The organism is Terriglobus sp. (assembly GCF_965201105.1).
GTDB lineage: Bacteria > Acidobacteriota > Terriglobia > Terriglobales > Acidobacteriaceae > Terriglobus.
In genome coordinates, this window is the sequence record NZ_OZ241741.1 from 807,180 (window position 1) to 821,588 (window position 14,409).

General features: G+C 60.5%; 21 protein-coding genes. 13 read left to right on the top strand and 8 right to left on the bottom strand.

Translation table 11 applies throughout. The annotated features are described in order from the left end of the window. Positions 1-27: 27 nt before the first annotated feature. Complete coding sequence (gene rpmE, locus ACOFKT_RS03615) at positions 28-261, bottom strand: 50S ribosomal protein L31 (protein WP_419806062.1); 234 nt, start codon at positions 259-261, stop codon at positions 28-30. Positions 262-580: 319 nt separating this feature from the next. Between rpmE and ACOFKT_RS03620 the strand changes: the two genes are divergently transcribed. The 6 genes from ACOFKT_RS03620 (at position 581) to ACOFKT_RS03645 (ending at position 3,667) form a co-directional block, all read left to right on the top strand. Then, a complete protein-coding gene (locus ACOFKT_RS03620; protein ID WP_419806063.1) occupies positions 581-733 on the top strand; it encodes a hypothetical protein in 153 nt (50 codons plus the stop codon). Positions 734-876: 143 nt separating this feature from the next. After that, positions 877-1,866 (top strand): ATP-binding protein, encoded by a 990-nt coding sequence (locus tag ACOFKT_RS03625; RefSeq protein WP_419806064.1) that lies wholly within the window; start codon positions 877-879, stop codon positions 1,864-1,866. 37 nt (positions 1,867-1,903) lie between these two features. Further along, complete coding sequence (locus ACOFKT_RS03630) at positions 1,904-2,410, top strand: O-acetyl-ADP-ribose deacetylase (protein WP_419806065.1); 507 nt, start codon at positions 1,904-1,906, stop codon at positions 2,408-2,410. An 82-nt stretch (positions 2,411-2,492) separates the two neighbouring features. Continuing rightward, positions 2,493-3,068, top strand: a complete 576-nt coding sequence (gene efp / locus ACOFKT_RS03635; protein ID WP_419806066.1) for an elongation factor P — start codon at positions 2,493-2,495, stop codon at positions 3,066-3,068. Between the two features lie 39 nt (positions 3,069-3,107). Further along, positions 3,108-3,317 (top strand): DUF4160 domain-containing protein, encoded by a 210-nt coding sequence (locus ACOFKT_RS03640; protein ID WP_419806067.1) that lies wholly within the window; start codon positions 3,108-3,110, stop codon positions 3,315-3,317. Beyond that, entirely contained in the window at positions 3,314-3,667 is a 354-nt protein-coding gene (locus ACOFKT_RS03645) for a DUF2442 domain-containing protein (RefSeq protein WP_419806068.1), read from the top strand. The genes ACOFKT_RS03640 and ACOFKT_RS03645 overlap by 4 nt, the downstream gene beginning before the upstream one ends. Before the next feature lie 10 nt (positions 3,668-3,677). On the opposite strand, the gene ACOFKT_RS03650 is transcribed toward ACOFKT_RS03645, so the two are convergent. The 4 genes from ACOFKT_RS03650 to ACOFKT_RS03665 all read right to left on the bottom strand — a co-directional run bounded on the left by ACOFKT_RS03650 (position 3,678) and on the right by ACOFKT_RS03665 (position 6,964). Continuing rightward, entirely contained in the window at positions 3,678-4,616 is a 939-nt protein-coding gene (locus ACOFKT_RS03650; protein ID WP_419806069.1) for a segregation and condensation protein A, read from the bottom strand. A gap of 61 nt (positions 4,617-4,677) precedes the next feature. After that, positions 4,678-4,899 carry a hypothetical protein gene (locus tag ACOFKT_RS03655; protein WP_419806070.1) on the bottom strand — a complete coding sequence of 74 codons (222 nt, stop codon included), beginning with the start codon at positions 4,897-4,899 and terminating at the stop codon, positions 4,678-4,680. A 224-nt stretch (positions 4,900-5,123) separates the two neighbouring features. Further along, the gene (gene trpS, locus ACOFKT_RS03660; RefSeq protein WP_419806071.1) at positions 5,124-6,203 is read right to left on the bottom strand and encodes a tryptophan--tRNA ligase; all 1,080 of its coding nucleotides are present in this window, start codon (positions 6,201-6,203) and stop codon (positions 5,124-5,126) included. Positions 6,204-6,265: 62 nt separating this feature from the next. Further along, positions 6,266-6,964 carry a site-2 protease family protein gene (locus ACOFKT_RS03665; protein WP_419806072.1) on the bottom strand — a complete coding sequence of 233 codons (699 nt, stop codon included), beginning with the start codon at positions 6,962-6,964 and terminating at the stop codon, positions 6,266-6,268. Between the two features lie 64 nt (positions 6,965-7,028). Between ACOFKT_RS03665 and ACOFKT_RS03670 the strand changes: the two genes are divergently transcribed. Both ACOFKT_RS03670 and ACOFKT_RS03675 read left to right on the top strand, forming a co-directional pair. After that, positions 7,029-7,262 (top strand): type II toxin-antitoxin system Phd/YefM family antitoxin, encoded by a 234-nt coding sequence (locus ACOFKT_RS03670; protein ID WP_419806073.1) that lies wholly within the window; start codon positions 7,029-7,031, stop codon positions 7,260-7,262. Next, positions 7,259-7,645: a type II toxin-antitoxin system VapC family toxin gene (locus tag ACOFKT_RS03675; protein ID WP_419806074.1), complete on the top strand. Its 387-nt coding sequence runs from the start codon at positions 7,259-7,261 to the stop codon at positions 7,643-7,645. Before ACOFKT_RS03670 ends, ACOFKT_RS03675 begins: the two co-directional genes overlap by 4 nt. A 5-nt stretch (positions 7,646-7,650) precedes the next feature. Here ACOFKT_RS03675 and ACOFKT_RS03680 read toward each other — a convergent pair whose 3' ends face one another. Continuing rightward, positions 7,651-8,472, bottom strand: coding sequence for an SIMPL domain-containing protein (locus ACOFKT_RS03680; protein WP_419806075.1), 822 nt, complete (start codon positions 8,470-8,472; stop codon positions 7,651-7,653). Between the two features lie 91 nt (positions 8,473-8,563). Beyond that, the gene (locus ACOFKT_RS03685) at positions 8,564-8,743 is read right to left on the bottom strand and encodes a hypothetical protein (RefSeq protein WP_419806076.1); all 180 of its coding nucleotides are present in this window, start codon (positions 8,741-8,743) and stop codon (positions 8,564-8,566) included. A 70-nt stretch (positions 8,744-8,813) separates the two neighbouring features. Here ACOFKT_RS03685 and ACOFKT_RS03690 point away from each other — a divergent pair, with 70 nt between their 5' ends. The 4 genes from ACOFKT_RS03690 to ACOFKT_RS03705 all read left to right on the top strand — a co-directional run bounded on the left by ACOFKT_RS03690 (position 8,814) and on the right by ACOFKT_RS03705 (position 12,116). Beyond that, positions 8,814-9,095: a hypothetical protein gene (locus ACOFKT_RS03690; protein ID WP_419806077.1), complete on the top strand. Its 282-nt coding sequence runs from the start codon at positions 8,814-8,816 to the stop codon at positions 9,093-9,095. Between the two features lie 204 nt (positions 9,096-9,299). Then, entirely contained in the window at positions 9,300-9,584 is a 285-nt protein-coding gene (locus ACOFKT_RS03695) for a hypothetical protein (RefSeq protein ID WP_419806078.1), read from the top strand. A gap of 174 nt (positions 9,585-9,758) precedes the next feature. After that, entirely contained in the window at positions 9,759-10,796 is a 1,038-nt protein-coding gene (moaA, locus tag ACOFKT_RS03700; protein ID WP_419807099.1) for a GTP 3',8-cyclase MoaA, read from the top strand. 135 nt (positions 10,797-10,931) lie between these two features. Continuing rightward, positions 10,932-12,116: a GGDEF domain-containing protein gene (locus ACOFKT_RS03705; RefSeq protein ID WP_419806079.1), complete on the top strand. Its 1,185-nt coding sequence runs from the start codon at positions 10,932-10,934 to the stop codon at positions 12,114-12,116. A gap of 43 nt (positions 12,117-12,159) precedes the next feature. Here the strand turns inward: ACOFKT_RS03705 and ACOFKT_RS03710 are convergent, their stop codons facing one another. Further along, a complete protein-coding gene (locus tag ACOFKT_RS03710; RefSeq protein ID WP_419806080.1) occupies positions 12,160-13,227 on the bottom strand; it encodes a hypothetical protein in 1,068 nt (355 codons plus the stop codon). A gap of 72 nt (positions 13,228-13,299) precedes the next feature. Between ACOFKT_RS03710 and ACOFKT_RS03715 the strand changes: the two genes are divergently transcribed. Further along, entirely contained in the window at positions 13,300-14,169 is an 870-nt protein-coding gene (locus ACOFKT_RS03715) for an aldo/keto reductase (protein WP_419806081.1), read from the top strand. Positions 14,170-14,409 lie beyond the last annotated feature (240 nt).

The following is a 14,409-nucleotide window of genomic DNA, read 5'->3' on the forward strand; positions in this document are numbered from 1 at the left end:
GCTCCCGGTTCTGTGCTTCTGCGGAGCTTACTTGTTGGCGGTCGCCGGAGCTGCTTCCTTGCCGGCGTACTTGCGCTTAAAGCGTTCGATGCGGCCGGCGGTGTCGATCAGCTTCTGCTTGCCGGTGAAGAACGGGTGGCAGGCGGAGCAGATTTCCAGAACGATGTCGCCCTTGTGAGTGGAACGGGTCTGGAAGCTGTTGCCGCACGCGCACTTGACGGTGGTGTCGTTATAGTTCGGATGAATTCCCTGCTTGGGCATTGTTCGTCTCGCAATCCTGAAGTTGGCCCGGATCCGGGGTGCGGTTCGCTTGCGGCGGTCAGAGTCACGCCACATCGATTGTCCTGTCGCACGGTCCGCGGAAGGCCTCTGCTATACAGATGCAGGGGCTGGGCGCTCGATTCAGTCTAGCCGGTTCGGGGTGGAAGGGCAATGACCGCTGTGATGAATCAGGCGCAGCTCGGGCTTCGTTGCTGGGCTGTGTTCGAACAAATTGTGCCGATCTGCGAAAAACTTTCCCGCTGCACGTCGTTATCCCGCGGCGCAGACTCCTTCTACGGTTGTGAAGGAGGCGAGAACGATGCGGATGATCAAAGCAATGATCGCACTTGCACTGTTGCTGGATGGAGCGATGGTCCTGCAGCATGAACGCGCCGAGCGTTCGAACGCCGTGGAGCAGGCAATCACGATGACCGCCGACTCTGGTGACGCGCCGTCGTTGACGGCTCGGTAGGGTTCGGCGCGGGAGCGGACGCGATCGGTGCACCAATATACATTGCCATCACCTGCGATACTGAAGACGGCGTACAAAGGTGGACCGCGATGGGGCTGATCGGTTATGTAATTAGTTTTGAGGGGGAGCTTGCCTGAGCTTCTATGGATCCGTCACTTCTCTCGCTCCGAGATCAAATCAAGCACCACGAAGACAAAGAATGTCGGCTGTGCCAAGGCATGGGTATGCGTGTGATTGAGGAGGACGGCGCACGGTACGCAGTGAAGTGTGAGTGTACCTACGTCCTGCGTGGATTGCGTGCTTTAGAAAGAGCCAACATACCTAGGCAGTATGAAGGATGTACCTTCGAGAATTTTGATGTTGATGTCGCACCTCTTGGCTCATCCCTAGCCTCAGCTCTTGCTTACACGAAGCGATTCGTTGATAAGTGGGAGGATGAAGAGGTGAAGAAAGGCTTGCTTCTCACAGGCGCTGTAGGCGTTGGAAAAACTCATTTGGCGGTTGCGACGCTCCGCTCTTTGATCTCCAAGTACAACGCTCGAGGCCTCTTCTACGACCACAAAGCGCTCCTCAAAGCGATTCAAAACACGTATGACAAACGTTCACTTGAATCAGAGTTAGATGTACTAGGACCGGTTTTCAAAGCGGATGTTCTTGTATTGGACGAACTCGGACGTGAGAACCGTACCGAGTGGGCTGGGGAGATGATTGAACATATTCTTAATACCCGGTATAACGACCGGCTCACTACCATTATTACAACCAATTTCCCGAACAAAGCGCCGCACCCAATGTCTTCATTGAGGAGTGATCGGGAGAAGGCAGAACATGCAACGCGGGAAGTGACGCTCGGCGACCGAGTGGGTCAGCAAATTTTTTCACGGCTGCAAGAAATGTGCTTTGAAATACGTGTAAGTAACCAGTCTTGGAAGAGCGACTACCGCCAGACTATGAAGAAGGCCACGCCCGAAGCTCACCTCTACACCATTCGTAAGTACCGAACTTTGCGACAGCTTCACGACGGACTGCAGTTGTACCAGCCAGGACAAATCATCGAGCTATCAGACGAGGACGCCCGCTCACTTTTAGACGATAAGGTGATCGAGATCGCAGCCCTCCTTGTGCCAAGATAGTGAGCTAGCCCGCAGCATGCAGAACAGAGCCTAAGCTTTGCCGGAACTGCTGATCCATCGCGGCGACATTACCAAGCTGGACGTGGACGCGATCGTAAATGCGGCTAACAAGTCGCTGCTGGGCGGCGGCGGCGTGGATGGGGCGATTCACCGCGCGGCGGGTAAGGAACTGCTGGCAGCGTGCGAGGTGCTGGGCGGTTGCGAGACCGGCGATGCGAAGGCGACGCCGGGGTTCAAGCTGCCGGCGAAGTGGGTCTTTCACGCGGTGGGGCCGCGGTGGAAGGGTGGCGCGAAGGGCGAGGATGCGCTGCTGGCGGGGTGCTATCAACGCTCGATGGAGCTGGCGCGCGAGCACGGTTGCAGGTCCATCGCGTTCCCTGCGATCGCAACGGGCATCTATCACTCCCCGCCGGAGCGAGCGGCAGCCATCGCGGTGGCAACGGTGCAGAACGCGCTGCCAGGAAGCGGCGTGGAGCGGGTGGTCTTCTGCTGCTTTAACGAAGAGACGGAGCAGATTTATCGCGGGCTGCTGGAACAGGGCTGAGCCTGTCGTCGCGTGCTGTGGCGGAACGGGCTCTGCCTATACTGGCAAAGGTTCGCCGCCCCTGGCGAACGGAGGATGAGCGATGGCTGCACTGCTGGAAGCGCTGGAGATCAAGCGCAAAACCGTGTTTGAGTTTGAGGACGCGCCGTATGTTTGCATGGATTCGGACGTGAGCACGCCGACGGCGCGTGGCGGGCAGACGCTGGTGCGGCTGAAGATGCGAAACCTGGTTACGGGCGCGGTGTTCGACAAGACGTTTAAGGCGAACGACAAGTTCAAGGAACCGGACGTGTCGCTGGTGCCCGCGTCCTTTTTGTACAGCGACGGTGAGGGCTTCCACTTTATGGACCAGGAGAGCTATGAAACGCTCACTTTAGCCGGAGACAAAGTCGGCGACGCGGTGGACTTCCTGACCGAGGGATTGATGCTGCAGATGCACACGTATAACGGCAACCCGATTGCGCTGCAACTGCCGCTGTTTGTGGAATTGGAAGTGACGGAGACGGAGCCAGCGGCGCGCGGCGACTTCTCCAGCGGGAGTGGAACGAAGTCGGCGAAGGTGGAGACGGGCATGACGGTCCGTGTACCGCCATTCGTGAAGCAGGGCGAGCGGATCAAGATATCGACGGACAGCCGGGAGTTTGCGGGGCGAGTGTAGGAGGTTCCGACGATCCTGCGCTTTGGCGCGTTCCGAATCATGATCTACACGGACGATCATGGGCCGCCGCATGTGCATGCGACGGATGGCTCACAAGCGGCCTCATTCTGGCTGCATTGCTCTGAGCAAAGGGTCAGCTTGCGTGACAGAAAACGCATTCCGAATCAAACGCTCACGCGTCTCCAGAGTTTTGTTGAGGCACACACGGATGTGCTGTGCGAAGCTTGGAAAGGGGTGCATGGCGGATGAGTGACGAAATTACTGAAGAGGAACTTCGAGCCGCTGAGCAGCGATGGGAGGATGAGGTTGGTTGTTATCCGTTTGCAACGGAAGTACGTTTCGACGGGAACTGGCGCAGGATCATTGTGAAGCTTTCGACGACGTTGGAGATCGCACTCGATCCGTTGCGTTATCGAGGGTTTGAGAGTGCCTCAGACGATGCGTTGTCCAATATCGAAATTTCGGGAGTCGGGTATGAGCTTTTCTTTCCCATGCTCGATGATGGAATCTGGCTCCCCAACACTTTTCGTGACAGCTTCCCGAACCTGAGGACACCAGCCGCGGTGAAGCAGGTGGCGGAGCAAATGTTGGCCGCTTAGGCTGAGCCGCCTAGCGCCAGTCGTCGCGCATACGTTCCTGGTGGGCGAGGACGTCGTCGAAGCTGTCGGTTTTCTTGATGACGATGTCGCCAAGTTTGTGGGCCTGGCGAAGCATGACAGCCTGCAGGCGGACGAGCTCGAGCAAGGCCAGGAACATGCAGATGAGTGCCTGCTGCGAGTGAGTGTTCTGCAGCAGTTTGCGCAGGCTGGTGGGGCGGTCTTCCAGCATCAGGCGACGCTTGGTATACTCGAGCATCTGGGCGACGGTGACGGTATCCTCATCGACGTTGAGCACGGGGCGCTTGCGAATGCGCTCCTGTATATGACTGAACACGCGGGCTACATCAGTTACGTCTGCCGCTATCTCCTCGTAGTCCTCTTCTGATTCAAATTCCCAAATTCCGGGGTTCGTCCAAGTAGCGTCTTGCAACTGCTGCATTTGCAGCAGCATTTGCGCGGCGGCTTTAAATCGCTCATGTTCCAGCAGGCGTTCTACAAGTTCGCGGCGAGGGTCTTCGGCTTCACCGGCGGCGATCAATGAGGCTTCGCGCGGCAGCAGCATCTTGCTCTTGATGTGGATGAGCAGGGAAGCGGTGTAGATAAAGTCGCCGGCGGAGTCGACGTCGGCCTGCTTGAGCTGCTCGGTGTAGGTGAGGAACTGGGCGGTGATCTTCGCGATCGGAATGTCGTAGATGTCGATGTCCTGCTTGCGGATCAAGTCGAGCAGCAGGTCCATGGGACCGTCGTAAACGAGGCCCACGGTGATAGAGAAAGGCGAATGGGAGACCTCCTCTTTGACGGTCTCTTTCTTCTTCGCTGGGGCAGGTTTGGGCGGCGCGGGCGCGGGAGGGTGCTCTAGAACCAGCGGCGTTACGGAGGGCTGCTGGTCCTGCGTACCGTCCGGAGTGGCTTCGGTGACCGGCGCGTCCTGTTGCATCGTTTCAGCCATGCGACAGTTCTATTATCGTCGCCCGCTCTGGCTGAGGGTGAGGAAGACGCGTCCCAAACTCCTACTGGTCGATGGTCTCGTACGGATCGTTCGCGGAGGGCGGGATGTTGGGAACGGGCTCGTGATCGCCCTCCGGGGTCCACTTGTCGTCGCCCGGCATGTCGGTCTGCATGGGGCCTTGCGGGGACAGGTTGGAGTCATGGCGACGATCGGCGTCGGTTGCGGGAATGACGTCGGGGTCGTTGGGGATGGGTTTGGGATCGTTCGGGAAAATGTCGCTCATTTGGCGTACTCCTGTCGCTTTGGTCAGATGCAGCGGAGGATGACAGCGGGTTTGAGCAGCGTGCGAGGTCCAAGTGTTTCCTAAGCAGCTTTGGCCGGGCGAACAAAATGCGGCTTTCTCCACTGCGCACGCGCAAAGTGCGCGCGTGCTCCGGTCGAAATGACAATGCCTCTCGGAACAAAGGCTCAGCAGTGTGATTTCTGAGCAACGGAGCGTTCTGCTGTTCAAAGGCCCATGGCAGCGCGGACCTCGGCCATGGTGGCGTCGGCCTGTTGGCGGGCTTTGGACGCGCCGGTGGTGAGGATTTCGTGGACGAGGTTCGGTTGGGTCTCGAAGGTGCGGCGGCGGTCGGCGATGGGTTCGATCTCGCGCAGGATGGAGTCGGCGCACCAGCCCTTGCACTCGATGCAGCCGATGGAGGCGTTGCGGCAGCCGTCGTAGACTTTCGCGAGCGTCTCGGGCGTCGAGAAGACCTTGTGCAAATCGCCGACGGGGCACTTGTCGGGGTCGCCGGGGTCGGTGCGGCGCACGCGCGCCGGGTCGGTGACCATGGGGCGCATCTTCTTCTTGAGCTCGTCGGCGGAGTCGGTCAGGCCGATGGTGTTGCCGTAGCTCTTGGACATCTTGCGGCCGTCCAGGCCGGGCAGCTTGGGCGAGGGGGTAAGCAGGGCCTTGGGCTCTGGCAGTAGCTCGGCCTCAATCACGTTCTCGCTGATCTCGGCCTTCATGCGTTCCTTGTCGCTGGCAGCAGCGGCGACCTCGGGCGTTTCGGCGGAGCTGTACAGCTGGTTGAAGCGGCGGGCGACCTCGCGGGTCAACTCCACATGCGAGACCTGATCCTGTCCGACGGGCACGAAGTCCGGCTTATAGAGCAGGATGTCCGCAGACTGCAGTAGAGGGTAGCCGAGAAAGCCGTGGGTGTTCAGGTCTTTCTCGCGCAGTTGCTCCTGCTGGTCCTTGTAAGTGGGAACGCGCTCGAGCCAGCCGAGTGGCGTGATCATGCCGAACAACGTGTAAAGCTCCGAGTGTGCCGCGACGTGGCTTTGGCGGAAGATCACACACTGCTCGGGGTCCAGGCCGGCGCCGAGGAAGTCGAGCGCGACTTCGAAGGACTTGGAGCGAATGTCGCCGGGGTCGGCGTAGTCGGTGGTGAGCGCGTGGATGTCGGCGATGAAGAAGTAGCAGCTGTAGTCACGTTGCAGGCGCACCCAGTTATAGAGCGCACCCATGTAGTTGCCCAGGTGAAGGCGGCCGGTGGGGCGCATGCCGCTCAGCACGCGGCGCTTGGTGTTGGCTTCGGTCATGCGAGTTCACTCATGCAGAGTCGATGGTAGCGGAACTGCGTGGGAGCTGCGGCGGCAGTGCGCTAAAGACGAACGAGCAGGTTCACGAACCAACCCAGCACCGGCGTAAAGAGGAAGCCCATGAGCCGGCCGCCAACCAGAAAGAGAAGCAGCAGACTGTAGCCGCCGATCCGGTCGTAGCTTTCGGTCCAGCTATAGGGCAGAAAGTGCCGCAGTATGCGCGAACCGTCGAGCGGTGGAATCGGGATGACGTTGAAGACGGCCAGCGTGAGATTCATGAGCATGCCGCAGAAGAGCAGAAGCGTGAGTGGAAAGAGCGTGCCGCCGGGACGGTCTTCTCCAGCACCGCCGAACATGGCGAAGACGAGGGAGGCTCCGACGGCGTCGGACCCGCCCGGGACCAGATGCTTTACAACCACCAGAAGCAACAGGCAGACCGTTGCCAGAACCAGGTTGATGGCTGGCCCGGCAAGCGTGACCAGAATGTCGTCGCGCTTGTAGTTGCGCAGGTTGCGGGTGATGACCGGCGTCGGCCTGGCCCAGCCGAGCAGCGGCAGGTGCATAAAGGCGGAGACCAGCGGCAGCAGCACGGAGCCGAGCGGATCCAGGTGCCGAATGGGGTTGAGCGTGACGCGGCCCAGCATGCGGGCGGTCTGGTCGCCGCAGCGCGAGGCCGTCCAGGCGTGGGCTGCCTCGTGGATGGAAAAGGCAAAGAGGAGCGCCACGAACTCGAAAATGATCAGGATTGCGCTTTGACTCATAAACCTCAACGAAAGCTGCTAAGCTAGCTTAGCAGACATTGCGGGGGCACAAATGACAGTGGGAATGTTTGAGGCGAAGACGCGTCTTTCCGAACTTGTGAAGCAGGCGCAGCAAGGGGAAGAGGTCATTATCACCACTGGTCGTGAGAAGCGGCCGGTGGCACGAATCACGCCGATCGAAAAGCCCCAAATCCGTCGTCTTGGTCTGCTTGCCGATCCCGGGTACAAATTTCCTGACTCATTTTGGGATCCGCTGCCGGAAGAAGAACTGGCGCTCTGGGAAGGCGGTGCGGAGTGACCTATGTGATGGACACGCATACCGTAATCTGGGCGATCGAATTCCCTGAGAAGTTGAGCAACACGATACGCGAGATCGTTGCGAACGAGAACAACGTTCTGCTCGTGTCTTCAATGACCGCCTTCGAGTTGGCCACGAAGGTTCGACTCGGTAAGCTGCCCGCGGGTGAAAAGCTTCACGCCAACTATGAATCCATGCTGCTTGGTGCAGGCATTGGGACCGTGCCGGTGAATGACAGCATTGCTCTTCGTGCGGGACGCTTGTCTGGAACTCACCGCGACCCGTTCGACCGTCTGATTGCCGCAACAGCCCTGGCCGCAGATCTTCCGCTGCTAAGTGCCGATGAGCAGATGGACGCGTTTCACGTGCGGCGGGTTTGGTAGCGGGTCTACTCCAGCGCAAAGACAGCGTAGACGGTAGCTGACTCGGTAACTTTGTCGGGAACAATGGCGAGCGGCGCGGTTTTGCGGAGAACGGTCGCGACGGAGGCGGCTTCGGTGTTCAGCACAAGGCCAGCGGGGAAGCGCGAGGGTGCTTGATTGCTCGCGTAGATGAGAGTTCCGAGCTTGCCGTGCAGTCCATCGGCCATCCGTTCCGCAATAGCTCGCGCATGCTCCAAAGCTTTGCCCGCGGCTTCAGCTTGTAAGACGTCGCGTTTCTCAAGGCTCCACTGGATGTCGCCGCTTTGGTTTGCGCCCGCGCTGATCGCCACTTGTAAGAGCGAAGCGGCATCCGCGGCATGGACTGCAACGCGCCAAGTTTGCGCTAACGAGAAGCGTAGGCCTTTGCCGAAACGGAGCTTATCTTCGTCGCCGAGCGGTTGTAGGTTCTGGCCTGTGCTGCGAATCTGCTTGTCGGTTGCACCCGTAGCGCGCACGTTGGACAGCACCGCGTTCGAGACCTTCGAGGCTTCTGCATAGGTGCTGTCCGCATCCGTGCCGTAGACGACGAAGCCGATGCTCACCTCGGTGGTGTCGGCTGGCGCTGTGGCCTCATCAGTTGTGGTAATGGCGATGGTGCGATTGTCCTTGTTGACCTGTATCGTCTGCGCGGGCACTGTCAGGGCAGCGCAAACGACGAGGGCAGGAAGAAAGACGCGGGTAAAGCACATGGTGCGGTTCTCCGAGATGGTGTGACTGCTAGGTTTGCGGGCTAGACAGTGTCTAATGAATTCTTTTTTACGCGCACAATGCCTGGCGGGTGCCGTCAATGCAGGTTTCTGCACTACGCAGGACGATGAAGCTGTCCTGCTCCGGTCGAAACGACAATTTTCATTCGTATTGCAATTCATCAAACACTACCTAATCGCGTTCGGTCTGATGCAGGAGCTTGGGAAGTGTGACCTTGTGCTTGGCGGCGCGGTGTTCGGCTTTGGATTTTTCGTCGGGCAGCACTTTTTCCGGGCGTGGTGTGCCGACGCGGTCGCGGGCGTTGCGTTTGACCGCTTTGGTGACCGAGAAAATTTTGGGGCGGCGTTTCACGTTATTTCTCCGGAATCAGCACGGCAGGTTTGTGTCCACCACACAGCATAAGATTGTGAACGGAGGGCTCATGCCCATGGAAGAGCGCGAATTCTTCGACGAGAAGACGGAACAGCGCAAGCACCAGCTCACCTGCACCAAGTGCGGCGTTGCGGGGGAGTATGCGCTGAATTGGCTGGTGCGGCGCAAAAAGCGGCAGTTGCCGCCCCGGGCGGACGACCGGGACCGGGCGCGTTTCGCCAAGGCGCAGAGTTATATGGTGCTGCGCGACGACACCGCGAACTGCACGAATATGCGCTGCCGCAAGCGGTTTGACATCGCGGGTATAAAAACCATGGCGTTTCTGGATTAGATCTGCATTGCAGCGCCGTCTTTGCGTGGGTGCGGATGCCTCGACTGCGAAGCAAGCTGGTCCTGTCGCGGTTGGAATGTAGCGCCTGGACGTCCTGAACCACGTGAACTGTCGCCGATTTGCGGGAGTGCACTGCACGTTGTGCGAACACCGTGCGCCGGTGAACAGGCTGTTGTACTCTTTCGGAGAGAGGATCCGACGTTGATGGCTAACCTGCGCCTGCCCCTGGAAGAACGAAACCTGACCCCGGCTGAGGTCGAAGCGCTGGATCAGCGCCGCCGTCGCGGACAGCTAGGCCTGACGATCGGGTTTCAGGCTGCCATTATCACGACGCTGCTTACGCTGTGGGTCGGGCAGGATCTGACCTACTCGCCCGGCTGGCAGCGGCCGATTTTTTATTGGGCATGTGTCACGGGCCTGCTATCTGTATGCGCATTTCTGTATGGCATCGCGGTGCGCCGGGGCAATCGCGAATTTATGAGCTACTAGGTACGTGAAAGCTTAGGAAGTGAGAGCCCGTGCTTCGGCACGGGCTTGCTGTTCTGGGATGACTATCTTGGGATGGCGCACGGGAAATCAGCAGCAATGCCTCCAAACGGTCGCTGCCGCACTCTAATGAATGCAAGCTTGTCGACCCTCGCCCCAATCCCGGATTGCTTCCCGATGCCGCTGAGCCCGGCGTCGGAGCCGCGGCTGCGCGACCGCTTCGGCCGGGCCATCACGGACCTGCGCGTTTCCGTGACCGATCGTTGTAATTACCGCTGTGTGTATTGCCGTACCGGCAACGATGGCGTGCAGTTTTCAGAGCTTCGGATTGAGGATTACGCGGCCATGGTGCGGCTGATGATTGACCTGGGCGTGGAGAAAATTCGCCTGACCGGGGGTGAACCGCTGCTGCGGCGAGGCCTGCTGGACCTGATCCGCGAGGTGCGAGAGATGCCGCTTGCGTATCCGGAGCAGGCGAACGGCGGGCAACAGGGCGTTGAGATCGCGATGACCACGAACGGCCACCTGCTGGCGGGCATGGCGCGCGACCTGAAAGATGCGGGCCTGGATCGCATCACCGTCAGCATGGACGCGGTGACGCCCGAGACGTTTGCGCGCATTACGCGGGTGCCGGATTCGCTGCGGCGCGTGCTGGACGGGATTCATGCGGCACAGGATGCGGGGCTGGAACCGGTCAAGGTAAATTGCGTGCTGCTGCGCGGTTGGAACGACGACCAGATCGAGGCCTTCGGCGAGTTTGCCCGCCGCGAGCGCGTGGTGTTGCGCTTTATCGAGTTCATGCCCCTGGAAGAGGACCGTATCTGGGCGCCGGACACCGTGGTGCGCGAGGCGGAAATCGTGGAGCGGCTCCAGCGGGTCGCGCCCCTGGAGCTGATACCGCCCAACCATGTCAGCGAAACCGCGCGCCGATATGGCTTCATCGACGGTGTGGGCGAGGTGGGTGTGATTGCGCCGGTGTCGCGGCCTTTCTGCGGGCACTGTTCACGCATCCGGCTTACCAGCGATGGTAAGATACGCACTTGCTTGTTCTCCCAGGCCGAGCATGATTTGTACGGCCGCATGCACCGGGGCGCGACTGCCGAGCAACTGCGCGCGTATGTCCGCTCTGTTGTCCACGACAAGGAAGAGCGTCACCATATTGGCGAGCCAGGCTTTCTGAAGCCGTCGCGCAGTATGGTGCATATTGGAGGCTGATTTTTGCGTTGCATCACCCGGCATACCCCCAAAGTGGGATGGTGTTTGGTGTTGCGATTGCGCTAAGGTCGCCAGCAAAACCATTTTCCAGAAACCCGTCTCCGCCCATCCCCTCTAGAGCAAGTCGAAGGGTTCATGCTTTTTCGCAAGTCACAACGTGAGCAGCAGCTAGCCTTTGAGCGAGCGCTGCAGCAGGACTATTCGCGCCTGTTTGTCGAGCTTGGGCGCGCGCTCACGTCGAACCTGGAACTCGAGCTGGTGCTGAACAGCGTAATGAACAAGATGGCCGAGTTCATCGGGCCGGAGCGATGGTCGCTGATGCTGATCGACAAGCAGCGGCAGGAGCTGTTTTACGCTATTTCCGTCGGTGAGAACGCGGCATCGCTGGCGGGTTTGCGCGTGCCGCTGGGCGAGGGTGTAGCGGGGTGGGTCGCCGTGACTGGAAGCCCCATGGTTGTGCCGGACACAAGCGTGGAGCCGCGCTGGATGGAGTGGAGCCAGCACACCGGATTGAGTGTGCATTCCATGGCTTGCGTCCCGGTTGTGTCCGCGCAGGGCGTGATCGGCGTCGTGCAGTTGCTGAATCCGAAAATAGATCTGCTTTCCGACCATGCGATTCAGTTCCTGCGCGTTCTTTGCGATTTTTCCGCGATTGCGGTGCGCAATGCGGAGGACATGAAGCGGATCTACGAGCTCTCGATCTCGGACGACTGCACGGGCCTGTTCAATGCGCGGCACCTGTACACGCTGATGGGTGAGCTGTTTGCGAGCAAGCAGGTTCCCGCCTTCAGCCTGGTGTTCATGGACCTGGACCACTTCAAGGAGATCAATGACACCTACGGTCACCTGGTGGGAAGCCGCCTGCTGCGGGAGGTGGGCGGGCTGATCCACCGCGTCTCCGGGCCGAGAAACCCGGCATTCCGCTACGGCGGGGATGAATTTGTGTTGCTGCTGCCGGGGTACGACAAAGCCGCCGCAATCGAATTGGTGAAGCGTCTGTATTATGCGCTTCGCGATGAGTCGTTTTTGCGTGGTGAACGGCTGGATCTGCGTCTGCGCGGGTCTTTTGGTCTGGCGAGTTTTCCGGATGACGGCGGCGACATGGAGGCGATGATCAAAGCGTCGGACTCGGAGATGTACAAAGCCAAGGAAGAGTCGCGGGACAACATTGCGGTTGCCGGCATGGGGATGCTGTTTCCGCGCAACAAGGGCGTGGCGCCGAGGCGCTCGCTGGCGAGCGATGTCACCGTGTCTTCGAACGTTGCGGAAGACGTGCAGGAAGTGCCGGAGAATGCCGGCGATCTGCAGCACTCCTCGTAGTTGCACGTTGGTTCGGGTAGGCCAACGTACAGACCGGTGCCGCTTAGTCGGAGGGTGAGGGGCGGGCCTTGCGGCGCTCGAGCTCGGGGGCGCGCGGCGTCTCCGGCAGGATGGCATCGCGGTTCTCGCCCGCGGTGGGGTGAACACCGAAGTCCCACACGCCCAGGTTCACATTCTTTGCATCCAGCACCTCCATCAAGGCGTACTCGCCGAACGGCAGCGGCTCGGTCGGGGTGATTTTGAGCCAATGGCCGCCGGGCAGTGCTGCCGTGGTAGTCGGGATCACATCTGCCTGGCGCTTTGCGGAGCCGAGCGTGCTGATGCTGAAGCTGGTCACAATGCGCTCGCCGCGGCGCACGTCCACACGGACGATGACGTATTCGCTATCTGCCGAAACTTTGGGCTGCGGGATGCAGCGGTTGCCGTGGGTATCGACGACCAGGGCACCCGGAGGCGCTTCGTCGTCCTTGTCGGGTGTGTCTTCCAGGCGGACGAAGAGCGCCGGATCGGGGACGTGCAGCTGGACGGAGGCGCGCTCGCCGGGAATTTCTACCAACTGATGCGCGGTGGAGAAGGGGTTGACCGTGGCGCGCAGGACGTTGTGCGCGGTCTGGCGGTTCAGCTGTCCGTCGGTCTGTTGCAGGACGGCGAGCTGCGGCTGACCGTGGAAGGTGTCGAGTGCAAGAACGCTGTCGTCTTCGGGAAGGTGCAGGTTCGGCGCGACGATCGGTGTGCGCGCGGCCAGGTCGGCTTCTTCGCGGGCGAGCTCGGGGTCGATCTGCACGGCCGGTTCTTTGCCGCCGCTGCTTTGTTGCTGCTCCCAGTGGTGGGTTGCGTCCAGATCGACGAGGTTTACGGGAATCTCCTCCTGCTCGCCGGCACGCTCGGCGGAGCGGTAGACCACGTTGTTGCCGATGACGCGGTAAATTAACACGACCTGGTAGGAGCCGTCCTTGAGGTAGAGGCGGGTGCGTTTCAGGCCGCTGCCGGAATCGCGTTCCGTTGGGATCTGGGTACGCGTTTGCGCGAGGGCAGCACATGCGGGCACGGCGGCTGTGGCGGCGAGCAGCAGCGTGGCTGCTGAGAGGCGGCGATGGAAGGCTGCGGGCACAACAGGTTGGACGCGGCTGCGCCACGATGCGTAGCAGGTTGCCCGGCGCTGGCGGTGCGCATCCCAAAATGCATGAGCGAGACAGCAAACGGGAAGACGTTTCAGCTGGGCGGCGATCTGTCGATCAACCGCCTTGGCTTCGGTGCCATGCGCGTGACCGGTGAGGGCGTGTGGGGACCGCCAAAGGACGTGGAGGCCGCGAAGGCGGTGCTGCGGCGAGTTGTGGAACTGGGCGTGAACTTCATCGACACAGCGGACAGCTACGGCCCGTACGTGAGCGAGCAGCTGCTGGGCGACACGCTGGCGCCGTACCCGGCCGGCGTGGTGATCGCGACCAAGGCAGGTCTGGTGCGGACCGGCCCTGGCAAGTGGCCGGTGGTTGGCCGGCCTGAGTACCTGGAGCAGGAGGTGCACATGAGCCTGCGGCGGCTGAAGCTGGAAAGGTTGGATCTGTGGCAGTTGCACCGGATCGATCCGAAGGTGCCGGTCGAGGAGTCGCTGGCACCGATTGCGAAGCTGCAGAAACAGGGCAAGATCCGGCACGTGGGTTTGTCAGAGGTGACGCCAGAGGAGATCGAGCAGGCGAGCAAAGTGGTGAAGATCGTGTCCGTGCAGAACGAATACAACCTGAGCAATCGCAAGAGCGAGAAGACCCTGGAGTATTGCGAGAAGAACAACATCGCGTTCATTCCGTGGTACCCGGTGGCCGCGGGCAAGCTGGCACAGCCGGGTGGCGCGCTGGATACGCTTGCCAAGAAGCACAACGCGACCGTGTCGCAGATTTCGCTGGCTTGGCTGCTGCACCGCAGTCCGGTGATGCTGCCGATTCCTGGTACGTCCTCCGTGGAGCACCTGGAGGAGAATGTGAAGGCGCAGGAACTGCAGTTGAGCGCGGAGGAATGGCAAGAGGTTGAGGCGGCGGCTTCGGCTGCGGCGAAGTAGCGCTGGCGCCAAAGAGGTGAGGACGGGGGCGACGTGCTTTCACGCGTCGCCCCCACTTCGTTCCCGGAGGCTGAAATTTCCACATGCCTCTTTGCATGCGGTGCATGCGGAGAGCGTCACGAACCGCCGCAGGCGTCGCCTCGCCGTTTTAATTCGCATCCATCTTGACGTGAAGAGATTGGTGAAGCAGAGCTCTGCAGCGCACTCCGAAAGGGAGAGCGCTCCTTCCTCTCCGTTGGA